General features: G+C 69.2%; 12 protein-coding genes and 1 tRNA gene. 8 read left to right on the top strand and 5 right to left on the bottom strand.

Going from position 1 to position 14610, the window contains the following annotated elements; genetic code table 11:
* Positions 1-84: 84 nt before the first annotated feature.
* From OG254_RS23675 to purM, 6 genes are all read left to right on the top strand, one after another.
* On the top strand, positions 85-585 hold the full coding sequence (locus OG254_RS23675) for a helix-turn-helix domain-containing protein (RefSeq protein ID WP_351201054.1): 501 nt from the start codon (positions 85-87) through the stop codon (positions 583-585).
* 22 nt (positions 586-607) lie between these two features.
* Positions 608-1441, top strand: a complete 834-nt coding sequence (locus tag OG254_RS23670) for a M23 family metallopeptidase (protein ID WP_405585076.1) — start codon at positions 608-610, stop codon at positions 1439-1441.
* A gap of 10 nt (positions 1442-1451) precedes the next feature.
* Positions 1452-2249 carry a sterol carrier family protein gene (locus OG254_RS23665; RefSeq protein ID WP_405585074.1) on the top strand — a complete coding sequence of 266 codons (798 nt, stop codon included), beginning with the start codon at positions 1452-1454 and terminating at the stop codon, positions 2247-2249.
* A 91-nt stretch (positions 2250-2340) separates the two neighbouring features.
* Positions 2341-3111 carry an META domain-containing protein gene (locus tag OG254_RS23660; protein WP_405585071.1) on the top strand — a complete coding sequence of 257 codons (771 nt, stop codon included), beginning with the start codon at positions 2341-2343 and terminating at the stop codon, positions 3109-3111.
* A 61-nt stretch (positions 3112-3172) separates the two neighbouring features.
* Positions 3173-4702, top strand: coding sequence for an amidophosphoribosyltransferase (purF, locus tag OG254_RS23655; RefSeq protein ID WP_405585068.1), 1530 nt, complete (start codon positions 3173-3175; stop codon positions 4700-4702).
* 33 nt (positions 4703-4735) lie between these two features.
* Entirely contained in the window at positions 4736-5809 is a 1074-nt protein-coding gene (gene purM / locus OG254_RS23650; RefSeq protein ID WP_405585065.1) for a phosphoribosylformylglycinamidine cyclo-ligase, read from the top strand.
* Positions 5810-5897: 88 nt separating this feature from the next.
* Here the strand turns inward: purM and OG254_RS23645 are convergent, their stop codons facing one another.
* Together OG254_RS23645 and OG254_RS23640 are read right to left on the bottom strand one after the other, a co-directional pair.
* A complete protein-coding gene (locus OG254_RS23645; RefSeq protein WP_351201042.1) occupies positions 5898-6161 on the bottom strand; it encodes a DUF3073 domain-containing protein in 264 nt (87 codons plus the stop codon).
* 284 nt (positions 6162-6445) lie between these two features.
* Entirely contained in the window at positions 6446-7540 is a 1095-nt protein-coding gene (locus tag OG254_RS23640) for a Leu/Phe/Val dehydrogenase (RefSeq protein WP_405585061.1), read from the bottom strand.
* Between the two features lie 221 nt (positions 7541-7761).
* Between OG254_RS23640 and OG254_RS23635 the strand changes: the two genes are divergently transcribed.
* Complete coding sequence (locus OG254_RS23635) at positions 7762-8604, top strand: hypothetical protein (protein ID WP_405585058.1); 843 nt, start codon at positions 7762-7764, stop codon at positions 8602-8604.
* A gap of 580 nt (positions 8605-9184) precedes the next feature.
* Positions 9185-9391, top strand: coding sequence for a developmental transcriptional regulator BldC (gene bldC / locus OG254_RS23630; protein ID WP_003949541.1), 207 nt, complete (start codon positions 9185-9187; stop codon positions 9389-9391).
* Between the two features lie 536 nt (positions 9392-9927).
* Here the strand turns inward: bldC and OG254_RS23625 are convergent.
* From OG254_RS23625 to hrpA, 3 genes are all read right to left on the bottom strand, one after another.
* Positions 9928-10125 carry a DUF6274 family protein gene (locus OG254_RS23625; RefSeq protein ID WP_405585055.1) on the bottom strand — a complete coding sequence of 66 codons (198 nt, stop codon included), beginning with the start codon at positions 10123-10125 and terminating at the stop codon, positions 9928-9930.
* Positions 10126-10287: 162 nt separating this feature from the next.
* A tRNA-Asp gene (locus OG254_RS23620) sits at positions 10288-10362 on the bottom strand.
* Between the two features lie 128 nt (positions 10363-10490).
* The gene (gene hrpA, locus OG254_RS23615; RefSeq protein WP_405585052.1) at positions 10491-14468 is read right to left on the bottom strand and encodes an ATP-dependent RNA helicase HrpA; all 3978 of its coding nucleotides are present in this window, start codon (positions 14466-14468) and stop codon (positions 10491-10493) included.
* Between the last annotated feature and the right edge of the window lie 142 nt (positions 14469-14610).

Genomic DNA, 14610 nt, shown 5'->3' with positions numbered 1-14610 from the left:
CCCCGCCCGGTCCGCCGGGCGGGGGCTTTGGCGTCTGCGCCCCTGTCGGTTGCACGTAATTACGTAGTTCCGTAATATCGAGGTGTGGACCTCGAACAACGCGTCGCCGACCTGGAGCGACGGCTGGCCGCGCTGGAGAGCGCGCAGCACACCGCCCCCCGCCTCGGCGAGGGCGACTTCTGGGCCCTGCAGGGGTTCAAGGACCAGCTCACCGAGCTGGGGGCGGCCGACGGAGGCGTCCTGTTCACCGGGGCCGTACGGCTGCCGACCGGGGAGCAGTACGAGTGGCAGCACGGCGCGCTGACCGAGGGCCTGCTGGACGGGGACTGGACCGAGCACGCCGAGTCGTTCGCGGCGCTCGGGCACCCGGTCCGGCTGCGGCTGCTGCGCGAGGTCATCGGCGGCCGGCGCACCGCGGCCGAACTCGCCGAGCTGGAGGAGATCGGCACGACCGGCCAGATCTACCACCACCTGCGCCAACTCACCGCCGTGGGGTGGCTGCACACCACCGGCCGAGGCCGCTACGAGGTGCCGCCGGGGCGGGTCGTCCCGCTGCTGGTGGCGCTGGCGGCGGCCCGGCCGTAATTCATCGAAACAGGGGGGAACAGTGTCCGCACGCAAGCTCACCATGATCGCCTTCCGGCTCCTACTGATGGCCTTCTTCGCCATGGTCATCGCCGACGTCTGGCTCGACCTCGGGTATCCGCGCTGGTGGAACTTCCTGCCGCTGGTCCTGGCGTACACCCTGGTCGCCGTCGTCAACCGGTCGGGCCGCACACCCGACGGCCGGCCGAAGGACCGCGAGCCGTTCGAGGTCGCCCCGCCCGTCACCGGCCGCTGGTCGGCGCTCAACAGCCCGGCCGACCGCACCCCGAGCCACGGCACGCACGCCTACGGCCAGACCTACGCCATCGACATCGTCGCCGAGCCCGAGCCGGGCGCCCGCCCCGGGTTCCGGGCGCTGTGGCCGCTCGCCCGCAGGAACGCCGACTTCCCGGCCTTCGGCGCCCCGCTGCTCGCGGTGGCCGACGGCACGGTCGTACGGGCCGACGACCGGCAGCGCGACCATCTGAGCCGTACCTCGCTGCCCGGGCTGCTGTATCTGATGCTCTTCGAGGGGTCGGTGCGCGAGATGGGCGGCGTCCGGCGCATCGTCGGCAACCACGTGGTCCTCGACCTCGGCGACGGCACCCACGCCCTCTACGCCCACCTCCACCGGGGCTCGCTCACCGTCACCGAGGGCGACCGGGTGCACGCCGGCCAGGTACTCGCCCGATGCGGCAACTCCGGCAACTCGTCGGAGCCGCATGTGCACTTCCAGCTGATGGACGGCCCCGACCCGGACACCGCCCGCGGCATCCCCTTCACCTGGCGGGGCATCGGGGTGCCCCGCAACCAGGAGGTCTTCGAGTCGCCGACGACCGCATCCCAGCCCGCATAGGCTGCCGTTCATGCCCCCGGCCAAGAAGCGCGCCCGCACCTACGATCCCGCCAGAATCCGCACCGCGGTGCTCGCCCAGTTCGGGCATGTGCGGCAGGCCGTGGGCACCCTCACCGACGAGCAGCTCGCCCTTCCCACCCGCCTGGAGGGCTGGACCGTGCGGGACCTGGCCGCGCACGTGACCATGGCCGTGGCGACCGTCGGCCGCAACCTCGACCGCGACGCGCCGGCGAAGGCGGAACTCACGCTCCTTCAGTGGCCCTTCGCCACCGCCGCCCGCGCCGGCGACATCGCGGGCCGCACCCGGGACCTCGCCGCGGCCAACCCCGACCTCGACGCCCTGTACGCCGGCACCGAGGAGCGCCTCGCGCGGAACCTGGCGGACGCACCCGGCGACCGCCTCCTCGCCGCGCGGACCGGCGCCATGACCCTCGCCGACTACCTGGTCACCCGCACCGTCGAACTCGTCGTCCACACCGACGACCTCAACGACGCGGTCCCCGCCCTCGACATCCCCTACGACCGCCAGGCCCTCGCCGCCTGCACCCGGCTCCTCGCCGACGCGCTGGCCGCGAAGGCGCCCGGCGGTTCGACCGAGGTGCGGATCCCGCCGTACGCCGTCGTGCAGTGCGTCGAGGGGCCGAGGCACACCCGGGGCACCCCTCCCAACGTCGTCGAGACCGACCCGCTGACCTGGATCCGGCTCGCGACCGGGCGGCTGGCCTGGGCGGACGCCCTCGCGGAGGCCAAGGTGAGCGCGAGCGGGGAGCGGGCGGACCTGGGCGGGCTGCTGCCGCTCATGGGGTGACACGCGACGACCGTGGACCGTGGCCGAGAACCGGAATCGAGCGGAACCGGTCCCGCGTCCCTCCCGTCCCACCGGCATGGACACACTCGGCATGGACACCAAGCGACTGACCGCACTCGCCGCGCTGACCCTTCTCCCGCTCGCCGTCGCCTGCGGCAGCCAGGACGCGGGCAGTGACACGGTCGGTGCCGGGGCGGCGGCCTCCGTCACCGGCGTCCACTGGGCCGTCGACGACGTCACCGTCGACGGGAAGAAGAGCGCCGCCCCGACCAGCGCCTACCTGCGCATCGCCGACGGCGGCAAGGTCAAGGGCAACCTCGGCTGCAACCACTTCGGCGCCGACGCCGCCTTCGCCGACAGCCACGTCACCTTCGACGGGATGCAGTCGACCGAGATGGCCTGCGAGGGCGTCCCGGCGGACTTCGAGCAGACCCTCGCCCGCACCCTCGCCGACGGCGACCTCACCACCGAGGTCGACGGCGACAAGCTGATCCTCACCACGGCGAACGGCGACCGGGTCGCCCTTAGCAAGCAGGAAGCCGCCCCGCTCAAGGGCACGAAGTGGACCGTCACCAGCCCCGACGCCGACGGCAAGGCCCACCTCACCTTCGACGAGAAGACCGGAGAGGTCAGCGGAAGCCTCGGCTGCAACAAGGTGAAGGCCACGGCAACGATCCGCGACGGCAGCATCACCCTTGGCACCGCGTCCACCACGCGAATGATGTGCGACACCTCACTCATGAAGACGGAGAAGACCCTCCTCGGCCTCTTCGACGGCACGGTGAAGTACGGCATCGATCACCGCAACCTCACTCTGACCAGCGAAAACGGCGAGCAGGTGAACGCAGCCGCCGCAGAGTGATCGTTTACAGGCGCGTATCCCCAATTCGGACCAGTGGTCGATCTCGCCTACACTCGGTGCCGTGCCACGTGGTGACGGTCGACTCAATCACGATCTGCTCCCCGGCGAGAAAGGCCCCCAGGACGCTTGTGGCGTCTTCGGTGTCTGGGCTCCGGGCGAAGAGGTCGCAAAGCTCACGTACTTCGGGCTCTACGCCCTCCAGCATCGGGGCCAGGAATCCGCGGGAATCGCGGTCAGCAACGGCTCCCAGATCCTCGTCTTCAAGGACATGGGCCTCGTCTCCCAGGTCTTCGACGAGACCTCGCTCGGATCGCTCCAGGGTCACATCGCAGTGGGCCACGCCCGCTACTCGACCACCGGCGCCTCCGTGTGGGAGAACGCGCAGCCGACGTTCCGCGCCACCGCGCACGGATCCATCGCGCTCGGGCACAACGGCAACCTGGTCAACACCGCCCAGCTCGCCGAGATGGTCGCCGACCTGCCCAAGCAGGAGAACGGCCGCACCCCGCGCGTCGCGGCAACCAACGACACCGACCTGCTCACCGCGCTGCTCGCGGCCCAGGTCGACGAGGACGGCAAGCCGCTGACCATCGAGGAGGCCGCCCACACGATCCTCCCGCAGGTCAAGGGCGCTTTCTCGCTCGTCTTCATGGACGAGAACACCCTCTACGCCGCCCGCGACCCGCAGGGCATCCGCCCGCTGGTCCTCGGCCGCCTGGAGCGCGGCTGGGTCGTCGCCTCCGAGTCCGCCGCCCTCGACATCTGCGGCGCCAGCTACGTCCGTGAGGTCGAGCCGGGCGAGTTCATCGCCATCGACGAGAACGGCCTGCGCACCTCCCGATTCGCGGAAGCGAAGCCCAAGGGCTGCGTCTTCGAGTACGTGTACCTGGCCCGCCCGGACACCGACATCGCCGGCCGGAACGTCTATCTCTCCCGCGTGGAGATGGGCCGCAAGCTCGCGAAGGAAGCCCCGGTCGAGGCCGACCTGGTCATAGCGACCCCGGAATCCGGCACCCCGGCCGCCATCGGCTACGCGGAGGCCAGCGGCATCCCGTTCGGTGCGGGTCTGGTGAAGAACGCCTACGTCGGCCGGACCTTCATCCAGCCCTCGCAGACGATCCGCCAGCTCGGCATCCGGCTGAAGCTGAACCCGCTGAAGGAAGTCATCAAGGGCAAGCGCCTGGTCGTCGTCGACGACTCGATCGTGCGCGGCAACACCCAGCGCGCCCTGGTCCGCATGCTCCGCGAGGCCGGCGCGGCCGAGGTCCACATCCGGATCTCCTCGCCGCCCGTGAAGTGGCCCTGCTTCTTCGGCATCGACTTCGCCACGCGCGCCGAGCTCATCGCCAACGGCATGACCATCGACGAGATCGGCACCTCGCTCGGCGCCGACTCCCTGTCGTACATCTCCATCGACGGCATGATCGAGGCGACCACCATCGCCAAGCCGAACCTGTGCCGCGCCTGCTTCGACGGCGAGTACCCGATGGAGCTCCCGGACCCCGAGCTGCTCGGCAAGCAGCTCCTGGAGACCGAGCTGGCCGCGGGTCCCGCAGCCACGGCCGCGGCCGACGCGATCCGTCGCCCGTAAGCCTCGTATCACCAACCCGAAAGATCCCAGGCAATGTCTGAGACCAACGTTTCCGGTGCTTCCTACGCGGCTGCCGGCGTCGACATCGAAGCGGGCGACCGCGCCGTGGAGCTCATGAAGGAGTGGGTGAAGAAGACCCAGCGCCCCGAGGTCCTCGGCGGCCTCGGCGGTTTCGCCGGCCTCTTCGACGCCTCCGCCCTCAAGCGCTACGAGCGCCCGCTGCTGGCCTCCGCCACCGACGGTGTCGGCACCAAGGTCGACATCGCACGCCAGATGGGCGTCTACGACACCATCGGCCACGACCTGGTCGCGATGGTCATGGACGACATCGTGGTGTGCGGCGCCGAGCCGCTGTTCATGACCGACTACATCTGCGTCGGGAAGGTCCACCCCGAGCGCGTCGCCGCCATCGTCAAGGGCATCGCCGAGGGCTGTGTGCTCGCCGGCTGCGCCCTGGTCGGCGGCGAGACGGCCGAGCACCCGGGTCTGCTCGGCGAGGACGACTTCGATGTCGCCGGCGCCGGTACGGGCGTCGTGGAGGCCGACCGACTGCTCGGCCCCGATCGCATCCGTACGGGTGACGCGGTGATCGCCATGGCGGCGTCCGGGCTTCACTCGAACGGGTACTCGCTGGTCCGGCACGTCCTGCTGAACCAGGCCGGTCTCGCGCTGGACGCGCGGATCGAGGAGTTCGGCCGCACCCTCGGCGAGGAGCTGCTGGAGCCCACGAAGATCTACTCGCTGGACTGCCTGGCCCTCACCCGCACCACCGATGTGCACGCCTTCAGCCACATCACCGGCGGCGGCCTCGCGGCCAACCTGGCCCGCGTGATCCCCGACGACCTGCACGCGATCGTCGACCGCTCCACCTGGACCCCGGCCCCGGTCTTCGACCTCGTCGGCAGGACCGGCTCGGTCGAGCGCCTGGAGCTGGAGAAGACGCTGAACATGGGCGTCGGCATGATGGCGATCGTCCCGGAGGAGTCCGCGGACGTGGCCCTGGCGACGCTGGCCGACCGTGGCGTGGACGCCTGGATCGCAGGCGAGATCACGGACAGGGGCGAGCACACCACTGGCGCCGCCCTGGTCGGCACGTACTCAAACTGAGCGCGCCGCGGGTTGAGACCGCGAAAGGCAGTGCAAAACCCGGTCCGGCGGTAGACCGCTCAGGACCGGGTCAGGCACTGCTGGATAGTCAAGCGCCGCGGCGTTGTTGCGACGTGGGACCGGACTCGTCGTCCTCTTCGTCCTCATCGTCGTCGTTGTACAGATCCGCGTACTGGGCGTACGGGTCGTCTTCTTCTTCGTCGTCGTCCTCGAACGGCTCGCCGTTCGGCGGCTGGTTCGAAGTCGAAGCGCCCAGCTCGTTGGCCAGACGCGACAGGTCAGTCCCGCCGCTGTTGTACTTCAGCTGGCGGGCGACCTTCGTCTGCTTGGCCTTGGCCCGGCCGCGCCCCATGGCTCGACCCCCTCGGTGACGGGGCTCGACGGCCCCAGAGTCTTGACACGCGTTCATGATCTGGAACGGGCTCTCCTCGGAGAGACCGGTCCGTAGGACTTCCACGGTACCTGAGCCCGCGCCCATACGGTACGTCGCCCGCAGCACGTGCCTCGGGCCGGAACCCTCGGGGCGCCCTGTCCCCGCTGGTCAACCCTGATTTTAACCACTTCTTGGCGACCGACCCGCCGACGGACGTGAGAGTTCTCTCTAAGTGTTCGCCGACGGGTACCGGTCAAAGCCCGTCAGCGCGTCCTGCGCGCCTCCGCGGCCTCGTGCATCCGCTGCTCGGCGATCCGGTCGGCGGCGGCGGCCGGCGGAATTCCATCTGCCTTCGCACGTGCGAATATGGCCAGCGTGGTGTCGTAGATCTTCGCGGCCGTCGCCTTGCAGCGGTCGAAGTCGAAGCCGTGCAGTTCGTCGGCCACCTGGATGACACCGCCGGCGTTCACCACGTAGTCGGGCGCGTAGAGGATCCCGCGATCGGCGATGTCCTTCTCCACGCCCGGGTGGGCGAGCTGGTTGTTGGCCGCGCCGCACACCACCTTGGCGGTCAGCACCGGCACGGTGTCGTCGTTCAGCGCCCCGCCGAGTGCGCAGGGGGCGTAGATGTCGAGCCCGTCGACCCGGATCAGCTCGTCGGTGTCCTTGACGGCCAGGGCGTTCCGGTGCCGTTCGGTGATCCGGCGCACCGCCTCCTCGCGCACGTCGGTGACGAAGACCTCGGCGCCCTCGGCGATCAGGTGCTCCACGAGGTGGTGGCCGACCTTGCCGACGCCGGCGATGCCGATCCGCTTGGCGCGCAGCGAGGGGTCGCCCCACAGGTGCTGGGCGGAGGCGCGCATGCCCTGGTAGACGCCGAAGGCGGTCAGGACCGAGGAGTCACCGGCGCCGCCGTTCTCGGGGGAGCGTCCGGTCGTCCAGCGGCACTCGCGGGCCACGACGTCCATGTCGGCGACGTACGTACCGACGTCGCACGCGGTGACGTAGCGGCCGCCCAGCGAGGCCACGAACCGGCCGTAGGCCAGCAGCAGCTCCTCGGACTTGATCCGCTCGGGGTCGCCGATGATCACGGCCTTGCCGCCGCCGTGGTCGAGCCCGGCCATGGCGTTCTTGTACGACATGCCGCGCGCGAGGTTCAGCGCGTCGGCGACGGCCTCTTCCTCGGTCGCGTACGGGTAGAAGCGCGTACCGCCGAGGGCAGGGCCCAGGGCGGTGGAGTGGATGGCGATGACGGCCTTGAGGCCGCTGGCGCGGTCCTGGCAGAGCACGACTTGCTCATGACCGCCCTGGTCCGACTGGAACAGGGTGTGCAGGACGCCGTGTGTTACGTCGGTCACTGTGGTGACTCCTGAGTACTGGCGGCGGTTGGAGCGAGCTCCCGTACAGGTGGCGGGGGCTGTTGAGCATGAGATTAGACCCGCGAGCGCCCGTCCAACCCGCAGTGCTCAGGATCACCTACTCGCGGAGTACGGCCGTGCGACGATTTGCATAGTTTTCCCGCACGTTTGTAAGCGGGTTTCGCAGGTTTCCCTGGCAGACGGCGGGGGAGGGAGCAGGCGTGCCCAAGGTGTCCTCGGTGATCGTCCCGTACGCGACGTATTTGCGGGTCTATGAACCGCTGGCGGCCTTCCCGGAGCCGGAGCGCGGCCACTGGTCCCGTTACTCCCGCCGCCCGGACCGCCCCTCGTACCAGGACGAACTGCGCCGTTCCCTGGCGGACTTGCTGCCGACCCCGCCCGTCCCGGTGCCGGTGCACGAGAGCGGCGACGCCTTCGTGCTGGAGATCGACGGGGTGCTGTGCGTGTGCCCGTGGCGCACCCGGCTGCGCGGCTGGCAGGCGCTCGGGGAGCTGGCCGCCGAACTGCCGGGGCCGGTCCTGGAGGCGGTGCTGCCCGAGTTCGTACGGCGCCAGGCGGCCCAGGACTACGAGCGCTGGCTGGCCCGCAATCCGGACGCCCGGCCGTGGATCCGCACCTCGACCTGGCAGGTGCCGCTGCACTGGTTCGTGCTGGTGTCGGACGAGGAGCGGCGGTTCGACAAGGGCTCGGGCGAGGTTCCCCCGATGCTGCGCTACCGCACACCGATGGTGCAGGCGCGGCGGCGGGTGGCGCGGGCCCTGAGGACGCTGAAGGACACCATCGACGAAGGGCCGCTCATCGACGGCCTGGTGGACGTCGGGCGCTGGCTGGAGGAGTTCCATCCGCGCTCGCTGGTCGAGTTGGACTACGGCGGTCTGGTGCACACCCTCCCGGCCGGCGAGCTGGAGGACGACCACTCGGCGGCCGACGTGGCCGACGGCATCGAGGCGCTGCGGCAGGGCGACGGGGCGGGGGCCGGGGAGGCCTACGCCCGGCTCGTGGAGCGGTGGCGGTCGGTGCGGGACCGGCGCTCGGCCAACTGAACCCCCGCGCAAAGTGACCTGGAGCACTCCGGTCGGAGTGATCTGACGCCCTGTGTGACGTAACGAACTGGCGTTTGACGGGACGCCCGTTTTGGGGTTTCGTGCTCGTTCTGAGGTCCTTGATGTCTCGTCAACAAGGGACGTAGGTCCCGATCCGGGCGTATGCATCAAGGATGTGTCAACACCCGCAAGCGTGACGGAATGCACGTACGCGGCTCTTGCGCCTCGAACCCCCCCTCGTGCCAAAATAGGACAAGGAGTCCGGGGAGGACTCCATCTCGACATTGCACTATTTGGGGGGTCTTGAGACTCCTGCGCGCCACTGTGACTGATCGTCACAGCGGCGTGACTGTCCGCTATGGCATGGTCCATCGGCTTCCGTCGCTGATGAACACCTGGAGGGGCAATTCCATCGGTTTGGCCGACGCGGCTGGACAGATGGTGTAGTTGTAGTGCCGAGGACAAGCCGTTCGTCCTATAACCGACTCGACTCGCGTCCGCCATTTCGGGCAACGCGGGTCAAGGTGCAGAATTTAGAGGAAAGAACCGAGAAGGTTCGGTTCTCCCGAGGAGGCCGCTCATGACCGCTCGCACCCCTGATGCCGAGCCGCTGCTGACCCCGGCTGAGGTCGCCACCATGTTCCGCGTCGACCCCAAGACGGTCACGCGGTGGGCGAAGGCCGGGAAGCTTACTTCCATCCGCACGCTCGGCGGTCACCGCCGTTACCGCGAGGCTGAAGTCCGCGCTCTGCTCGCGGGCATCCCGCAGCAGCGCAGCGAAGCCTGAACAACTCCATAACCGGGCAAAACGGCTGTTCCCCCAACTTGCCGTGGCGCCCGAACCTTAGCTACAAGCGACGCGGGTTCTGCCCCAACAGAGCTCACGCCCAAGCCGACAGAGCACTTCAGGCACGCAGCAAGGGTGCGTCGTAGATCGCGCTGGACTCCGCCGGGTCCAGCGCGATCTTTTTTGTGTGCGGAGTGTGCGCCGGCCGGGGGTCTGTGAGCGGGCTTGTCGGAGTCTGGGGAGGGCTGTCGGATCTCCTGTGGACTCACTCTGAGTGGTCGCCGGGTGTGAGCTGTGTGCGCGCCGGGAACGGGGTGGGTGGGTGTCGGATGAGTCCCGGAACCTGCCCCGATGCTGGTGCAATTGCACATATTAAATTGACCAGTTGTAGGAGAGGTGTAAGACCTACTCCCCAGGAAACTTATGCGGTGACACCCGTCACACGCACCGGTGCTTGTTGCTCCCGGCCCATGTGCGCTAAAGGGAGTCCTGCCCTCCAGTGGCCCATGATCGGGCGGTAGTTGGCGGGGTGGCGGTCACGCCGAGGACGGGGCCTCGTCCTGCGCGACCTCCTCCAGAACCACCGGCTGGTAGGCACGCGTGCCGGAGTCCATCGCCAGGCGCAGCAGGCGCAGGCATATCGGGCAGTGGCGGGTGCGATGCCGATAGGAGGAGGCGGCCGACAGGTGCGCGCGGAGCAGCGCCCGCGTTTCGTGCCTAGCCGATGCCGCCATACGCCACCTCCAGGGGGCCGCACGGGAAGGGCCCTGATTTCTGGGTACCGAGCGAATGTGACTCCGTCAAGGCGGCAGGGCTGGCGCCCGGCGGCGCAGAGCCCGGCTGGGAGCACGAGAAAGGGCCCGCATCCTCATCGGATGCGGGCCCTTCACTCACTGCGGTCCTGACGGGATTTGAACCCGCGGCCTCCACCTTGACAGGGTGGCGAGCACTCCAAACTGCTCCACAGGACCTGGGGGCCCCGCCCAGGCCCTTAAGGCGCTGGGGGAGTTTCGCTGCGCCATTCGTGCGTTGCGCTGCGAGAAGAGACTGTACAGGAGCGCGAGCCCCCTGGTCGAACTCACCCAGAGTGAACGGACCGTTACGGCGCGAGCGCGTCGATCGCCTTCACGATCCGCTTGTCGGAGACGGGGTACGCCGTGCCGAGCGCGTGGGCGAAATAGCTCACGCGGAGCTCCTCCAGCATCCAGCGCACGTCCAGGACCGGCTGCGGGACCGGACGCCCCTGCGGCATCTGCTCCAGCAGCCAGGCGTACTCGTCCCGCATCTCGTGGACCTTCTCCATGCGCGTCGTGTCCCGCTGGACGTTCGTCGGCATCTGCTGGAGCCGGCGGTCCACCGCGATCAGATAGCGCATCAGATCGGGCAGCCGGCGCAGGCCCGCCGCCGTCACGAAACCGGGCTTCACAAGGCCGTCCAGCTGCGCCCGCACGTCCGCGAGGTTCGCCAGCAGCGCCGGGCTGCGTGTGGCCTTCAGGCGGCGCTCGGCGGCCTGCCAGGCGGCGAGGACCTGCTGCACCTGGCCCACCGCACGGACCGTCGTGTCGACGATCTCGGCGCGCACCTTGTCGTACAGCTTCCGGTACGACTCCTCGTCCCACGCGGGCCCGCCGAAGTCCCCGATCAGCTTGTCCGCCGCCGCCATCGCGCAGTCGTCGAAGAGGGCCTGGATCGAGCCGTGGGGGTTGGCGGACAGCGCCAGCTTCTGGGCGTTCGTCAGCTTCTCGGACGCGAACTTCGCCGGGTTGACCGGGATGTTGCGCACGATCAGCCGGCGGGTGCCCTTCCACATCGCCTGCTGCTGCTCCGCCTCCGTGTCGAAGAGGCGGACCGACACTGTGTCGCCGTCGTCCACCAGCGCCGGGTACGCCTTGACCGGCTGGCCGGCGCGGCGGGTCTCGAAGACGCGAGTGAGGGTGCCGATGGTCCAGTCGGTCAGGCCCCCCCGCTCCAGCGACTCGCCGCCCTCACGGGAGGCGGTGGCCGCCGCTGCCTGGGAGAGGGCCTTGCGCGCCTTCGGCTTCAGCTGGAGCTTCAGGGCCTCCAGGTCCTTGTCCTCGGCCAGCTTGCGGCGCCGCTCGTCGACGATGCGGAAGGTGATGCGCAGATGCTCCGGGACCTTCGCCCAGTCGAAGTCGTCCGCCTCGAAGGGCACGCCCACCATGCGCTTCAGCTCGCGGGCCATGGTCATCGTCAGCGGTTCCTGCAAGGGGACCGCGCCGTCCAGGAACCGCCTGGCGAAGTTCGGCGCCGGCACGTAGTTGCGGCGGATCGGCTTCGGGAGGGAACGGATCAGCTCCGTCACCAGCTCCTCCCTGAGGCCCGGGATCTGCCAGTCGAAGCCCTCGTCCGTGACCTGGTTGAGCACCTGGAGCGGGACATGGACCGTCACACCGTCCGCGTCCGCGCCCGGCTCGAACTGATAGGTCACCCGGAACTTCAGCTGCCCCTGGCGCCACGAGTCGGGATAGTCGGCCTTGGTGACCGCCTCCGCCGACTCCCGGATGAGCATCTCGCGCTCGAAGTCCAGGAACTCCGGCTCCTCGTGCCGCTTGTGCTTCCACCACGAGTCGAAGTGGGCGCCGGAGACGACATGGTCGGGCACGCGCCGGTCGTAGAAGTCGAACAGCGTGTCGTCGTCCACGACGATGTCCCGGCGCCGCGCCCGGTGCTCCAACTCCTCGACCTCGCTGAGGAGTTTGCGGTTGTCGGCGAAGAACTTGTGGTGGGTGCGCCAGTCGCCCTCCACGAGGGCGTTGCGGATGAACAGCTCGCGGCTGACCTCGGCGTCGACACGGCCGTAGTTGACCTTGCGCTGGGCGACGATCGGGATGCCGTACAGCGTGACCTTCTCGTACGCCATCACCGCTGCCTGGTCCTTCTCCCAGTGCGGCTCGGAGTACGTGCGCTTGAGGAGGTGCTCGGCGAGCGGCTCGACCCACTCGGGCTCGATCTTCGCGTTGACGCGGGCCCAGAGGCGGGAGGTCTCGACGAGTTCGGCCGACATCACGAAGCGCGGGGGCTTCTTGAACAGGGCCGAGCCCGGGAAGATCGCGAACTTCGCGTTGCGGGCACCGACGTACTCGCCACGCCCGCCGTCCTTGCGCGCGCCCGGGCCGGAGTCCTTGGACTCCTTCACGTCCTTCATCCCGATGTGGGAGAGCAGACCGGCGAGGAGGGAGACGTGCACCCGGTCGGCGGGGGCGTCGTCCTCGTTGAGGTGGATGCCCATCTGCTTGGCGACCGTGCGCAACTGCGTGTAGATGTCCTGCCATTCGCGAATGCGCAGGAAGTTCAGGTACTCCTGCTTGCACATCCGGCGGAACGACGACGAGCCCCGCTCGCGCTGCTCCTCGCGGACGTAGCGCCACAGGTTGAGGAAGGCGAGGAAGTCGCTGGTCTCGTCCTTGAAGCGGGCGTGCTGCTGGTCGGCCTGGGCCTGCTTGTCGGCCGGCCGCTCGCGCGGGTCCTGGATGGACAGCGCCGCCGCTATGACCATGACCTCACGGACGCAGCCGTTCTTGTCGGCCTCCAGGACCATGCGGGCCAGGCGCGGGTCGACGGGCAGCTGGGCGAGCTTGCGGCCGGTGTCCGTGAGCCGCTTGCGTACGTCCTTCTCGGCCGGGTCGATCGCGCCGAGCTCCTGCAGGAGCTGGACGCCGTCGCGGATGTTGCGGTGGTCCGGCGGGTCGATGAACGGGAACTTCTCGATGTCCCCGAGCCCGGCCGCGGTCATCTGGAGGATGACGGAGGCGAGGTTCGTCCGGAGGATCTCCGCGTCCGTGAACTCCGGGCGGGCCAGGAAGTCGTCCTCGGCGTACAGCCGGAGGCAGATGCCGTCGCTGGTACGTCCGCAGCGGCCCTTGCGCTGGTTGGCGCTGGCCTGGGAGATCGCCTCGATGGGGAGCCGCTGCACCTTCGTGCGATGGCTGTACCGGCTGATCCGGGCGAATCCGGGGTCGATGACGTACTTGATGCCCGGGACGGTCAGCGACGTCTCGGCGACGTTGGTCGCCAGAACGATCCTGCGACCGGTGTGCTGCTGGAAGACGCGGTGCTGCTCGGCGTGCGAGAGGCGGGCGTAGAGGGGCAGGACCTCGGTGAAGCGGTACTGCTTCTTGGTGAGCGCGTCCGCCGTGTCCCGGATCTCCCGCTCACCGGAGAGGAAGACGAGGATGTCGCCCTTCCCCTCACCCATCAGCTCCTCCACCGCATCCGTGATGGCGGTGATCTGATCGCGGTCGGTGTCCTCGGAGTCCTCTTCGAGCAGCGGGCGGTAGCGCACCTCCACCGGATACGTCCGCCCACTGACCTCGACGATCGGGGCGTCGCCGAAGTGCCGGGAGAAGCGCTCGGGGTCGATGGTCGCCGAGGTGATGATGACCTTCAGGTCGGGCCGCTTCGGCAGCAGCTGCGCGAGATACCCGAGCAGGAAGTCGATGTTGAGGGACCGCTCGTGGGCCTCGTCGATGATGATCGTGTCGTAGGCGCGCAGCTCGCGGTCGGTCTGGATCTCGGCGAGCAGGATGCCGTCCGTCATCAGCTTGATGAAGGTGCCGTCGGGATTCACCTGGTCGGTGAAGCGGACCTTCCAGCCCACGGACTCACCCAGCGGGGTGTCCAGCTCCTCCGCCACCCGCTCGGCGACCGTACGGGCCGCGATACGGCGGGGCTGGGTGTGCCCGATCATGCCGCGCACGCCGCGTCCGAGCTCCAGGCAGATCTTGGGGATCTGCGTCGTCTTTCCGGAACCGGTCTCACCGGCGACGATCACGACCTGGTGATCGCGGATGGCGGCCGCGATCTCGTCCTTCTTCTGGCTGACCGGCAGCTGCTCGGGATACGCGACGGCCGGCACCCGGGTGCGCCGGGTGACCATCCGCTCCTCGCCCTTGGCGATCTCCGCCTCGATCTCGGCGAGCACGGCGTCCCGCGCCTCCGGCTTACGGATCTTGCGCGCACCTTCGAGCCGCCGCCCGAGCCGGTGCGCATCGCGCAGCGACAGCTCGGTCAGGCGGGGGGCGAGGGCGCCGAGGGCGGGGGCGGGGTGCGTAGACATACGGGATCCAGGATCTCATCCCGGGGAAACAAGGGGCGAATGCTTTTGGGCGGCCATCCGTGCCGCCCACACCTCTCACTGCGCTTCACCACGAAGATGTCCAACTGGGCGCGTCGCCCCAGAATGGCGTTATCGGCTGTTT

It is taken from the genome of Streptomyces sp. NBC_01092 (assembly GCF_045039535.1).
Lineage (GTDB): Bacteria > Actinomycetota > Actinomycetes > Streptomycetales > Streptomycetaceae > Streptomyces.
The sequence above is the reverse complement of the archived record's forward strand: the minus strand, read 5'-3'. Positions and strand labels throughout refer to the sequence as shown.

Coding starts and splice junctions, on each gene's coding strand:
- OG254_RS23665 (WP_405585074.1), top strand. CDS start 1,452: ATGCCCCCGGCCAAGAAGCGCGCCCGCACCTACGATCCCGCCAGAATC.
- OG254_RS23625 (WP_405585055.1), bottom strand. CDS start 10,125: ATGGCGGCATCGGCTAGGCACGAAACGCGGGCGCTGCTCCGCGCGCAC.
- bldC (WP_003949541.1), top strand. CDS start 9,185: ATGACCGCTCGCACCCCTGATGCCGAGCCGCTGCTGACCCCGGCTGAG.
- purM (WP_405585065.1), top strand. CDS start 4,736: ATGTCTGAGACCAACGTTTCCGGTGCTTCCTACGCGGCTGCCGGCGTC.
- hrpA (WP_405585052.1), bottom strand. CDS start 14,468: ATGTCTACGCACCCCGCCCCCGCCCTCGGCGCCCTCGCCCCCCGCCTG.
- OG254_RS23645 (WP_351201042.1), bottom strand. CDS start 6,161: ATGGGGCGCGGCCGGGCCAAGGCCAAGCAGACGAAGGTCGCCCGCCAG.
- OG254_RS23660 (WP_405585071.1), top strand. CDS start 2,341: ATGGACACCAAGCGACTGACCGCACTCGCCGCGCTGACCCTTCTCCCG.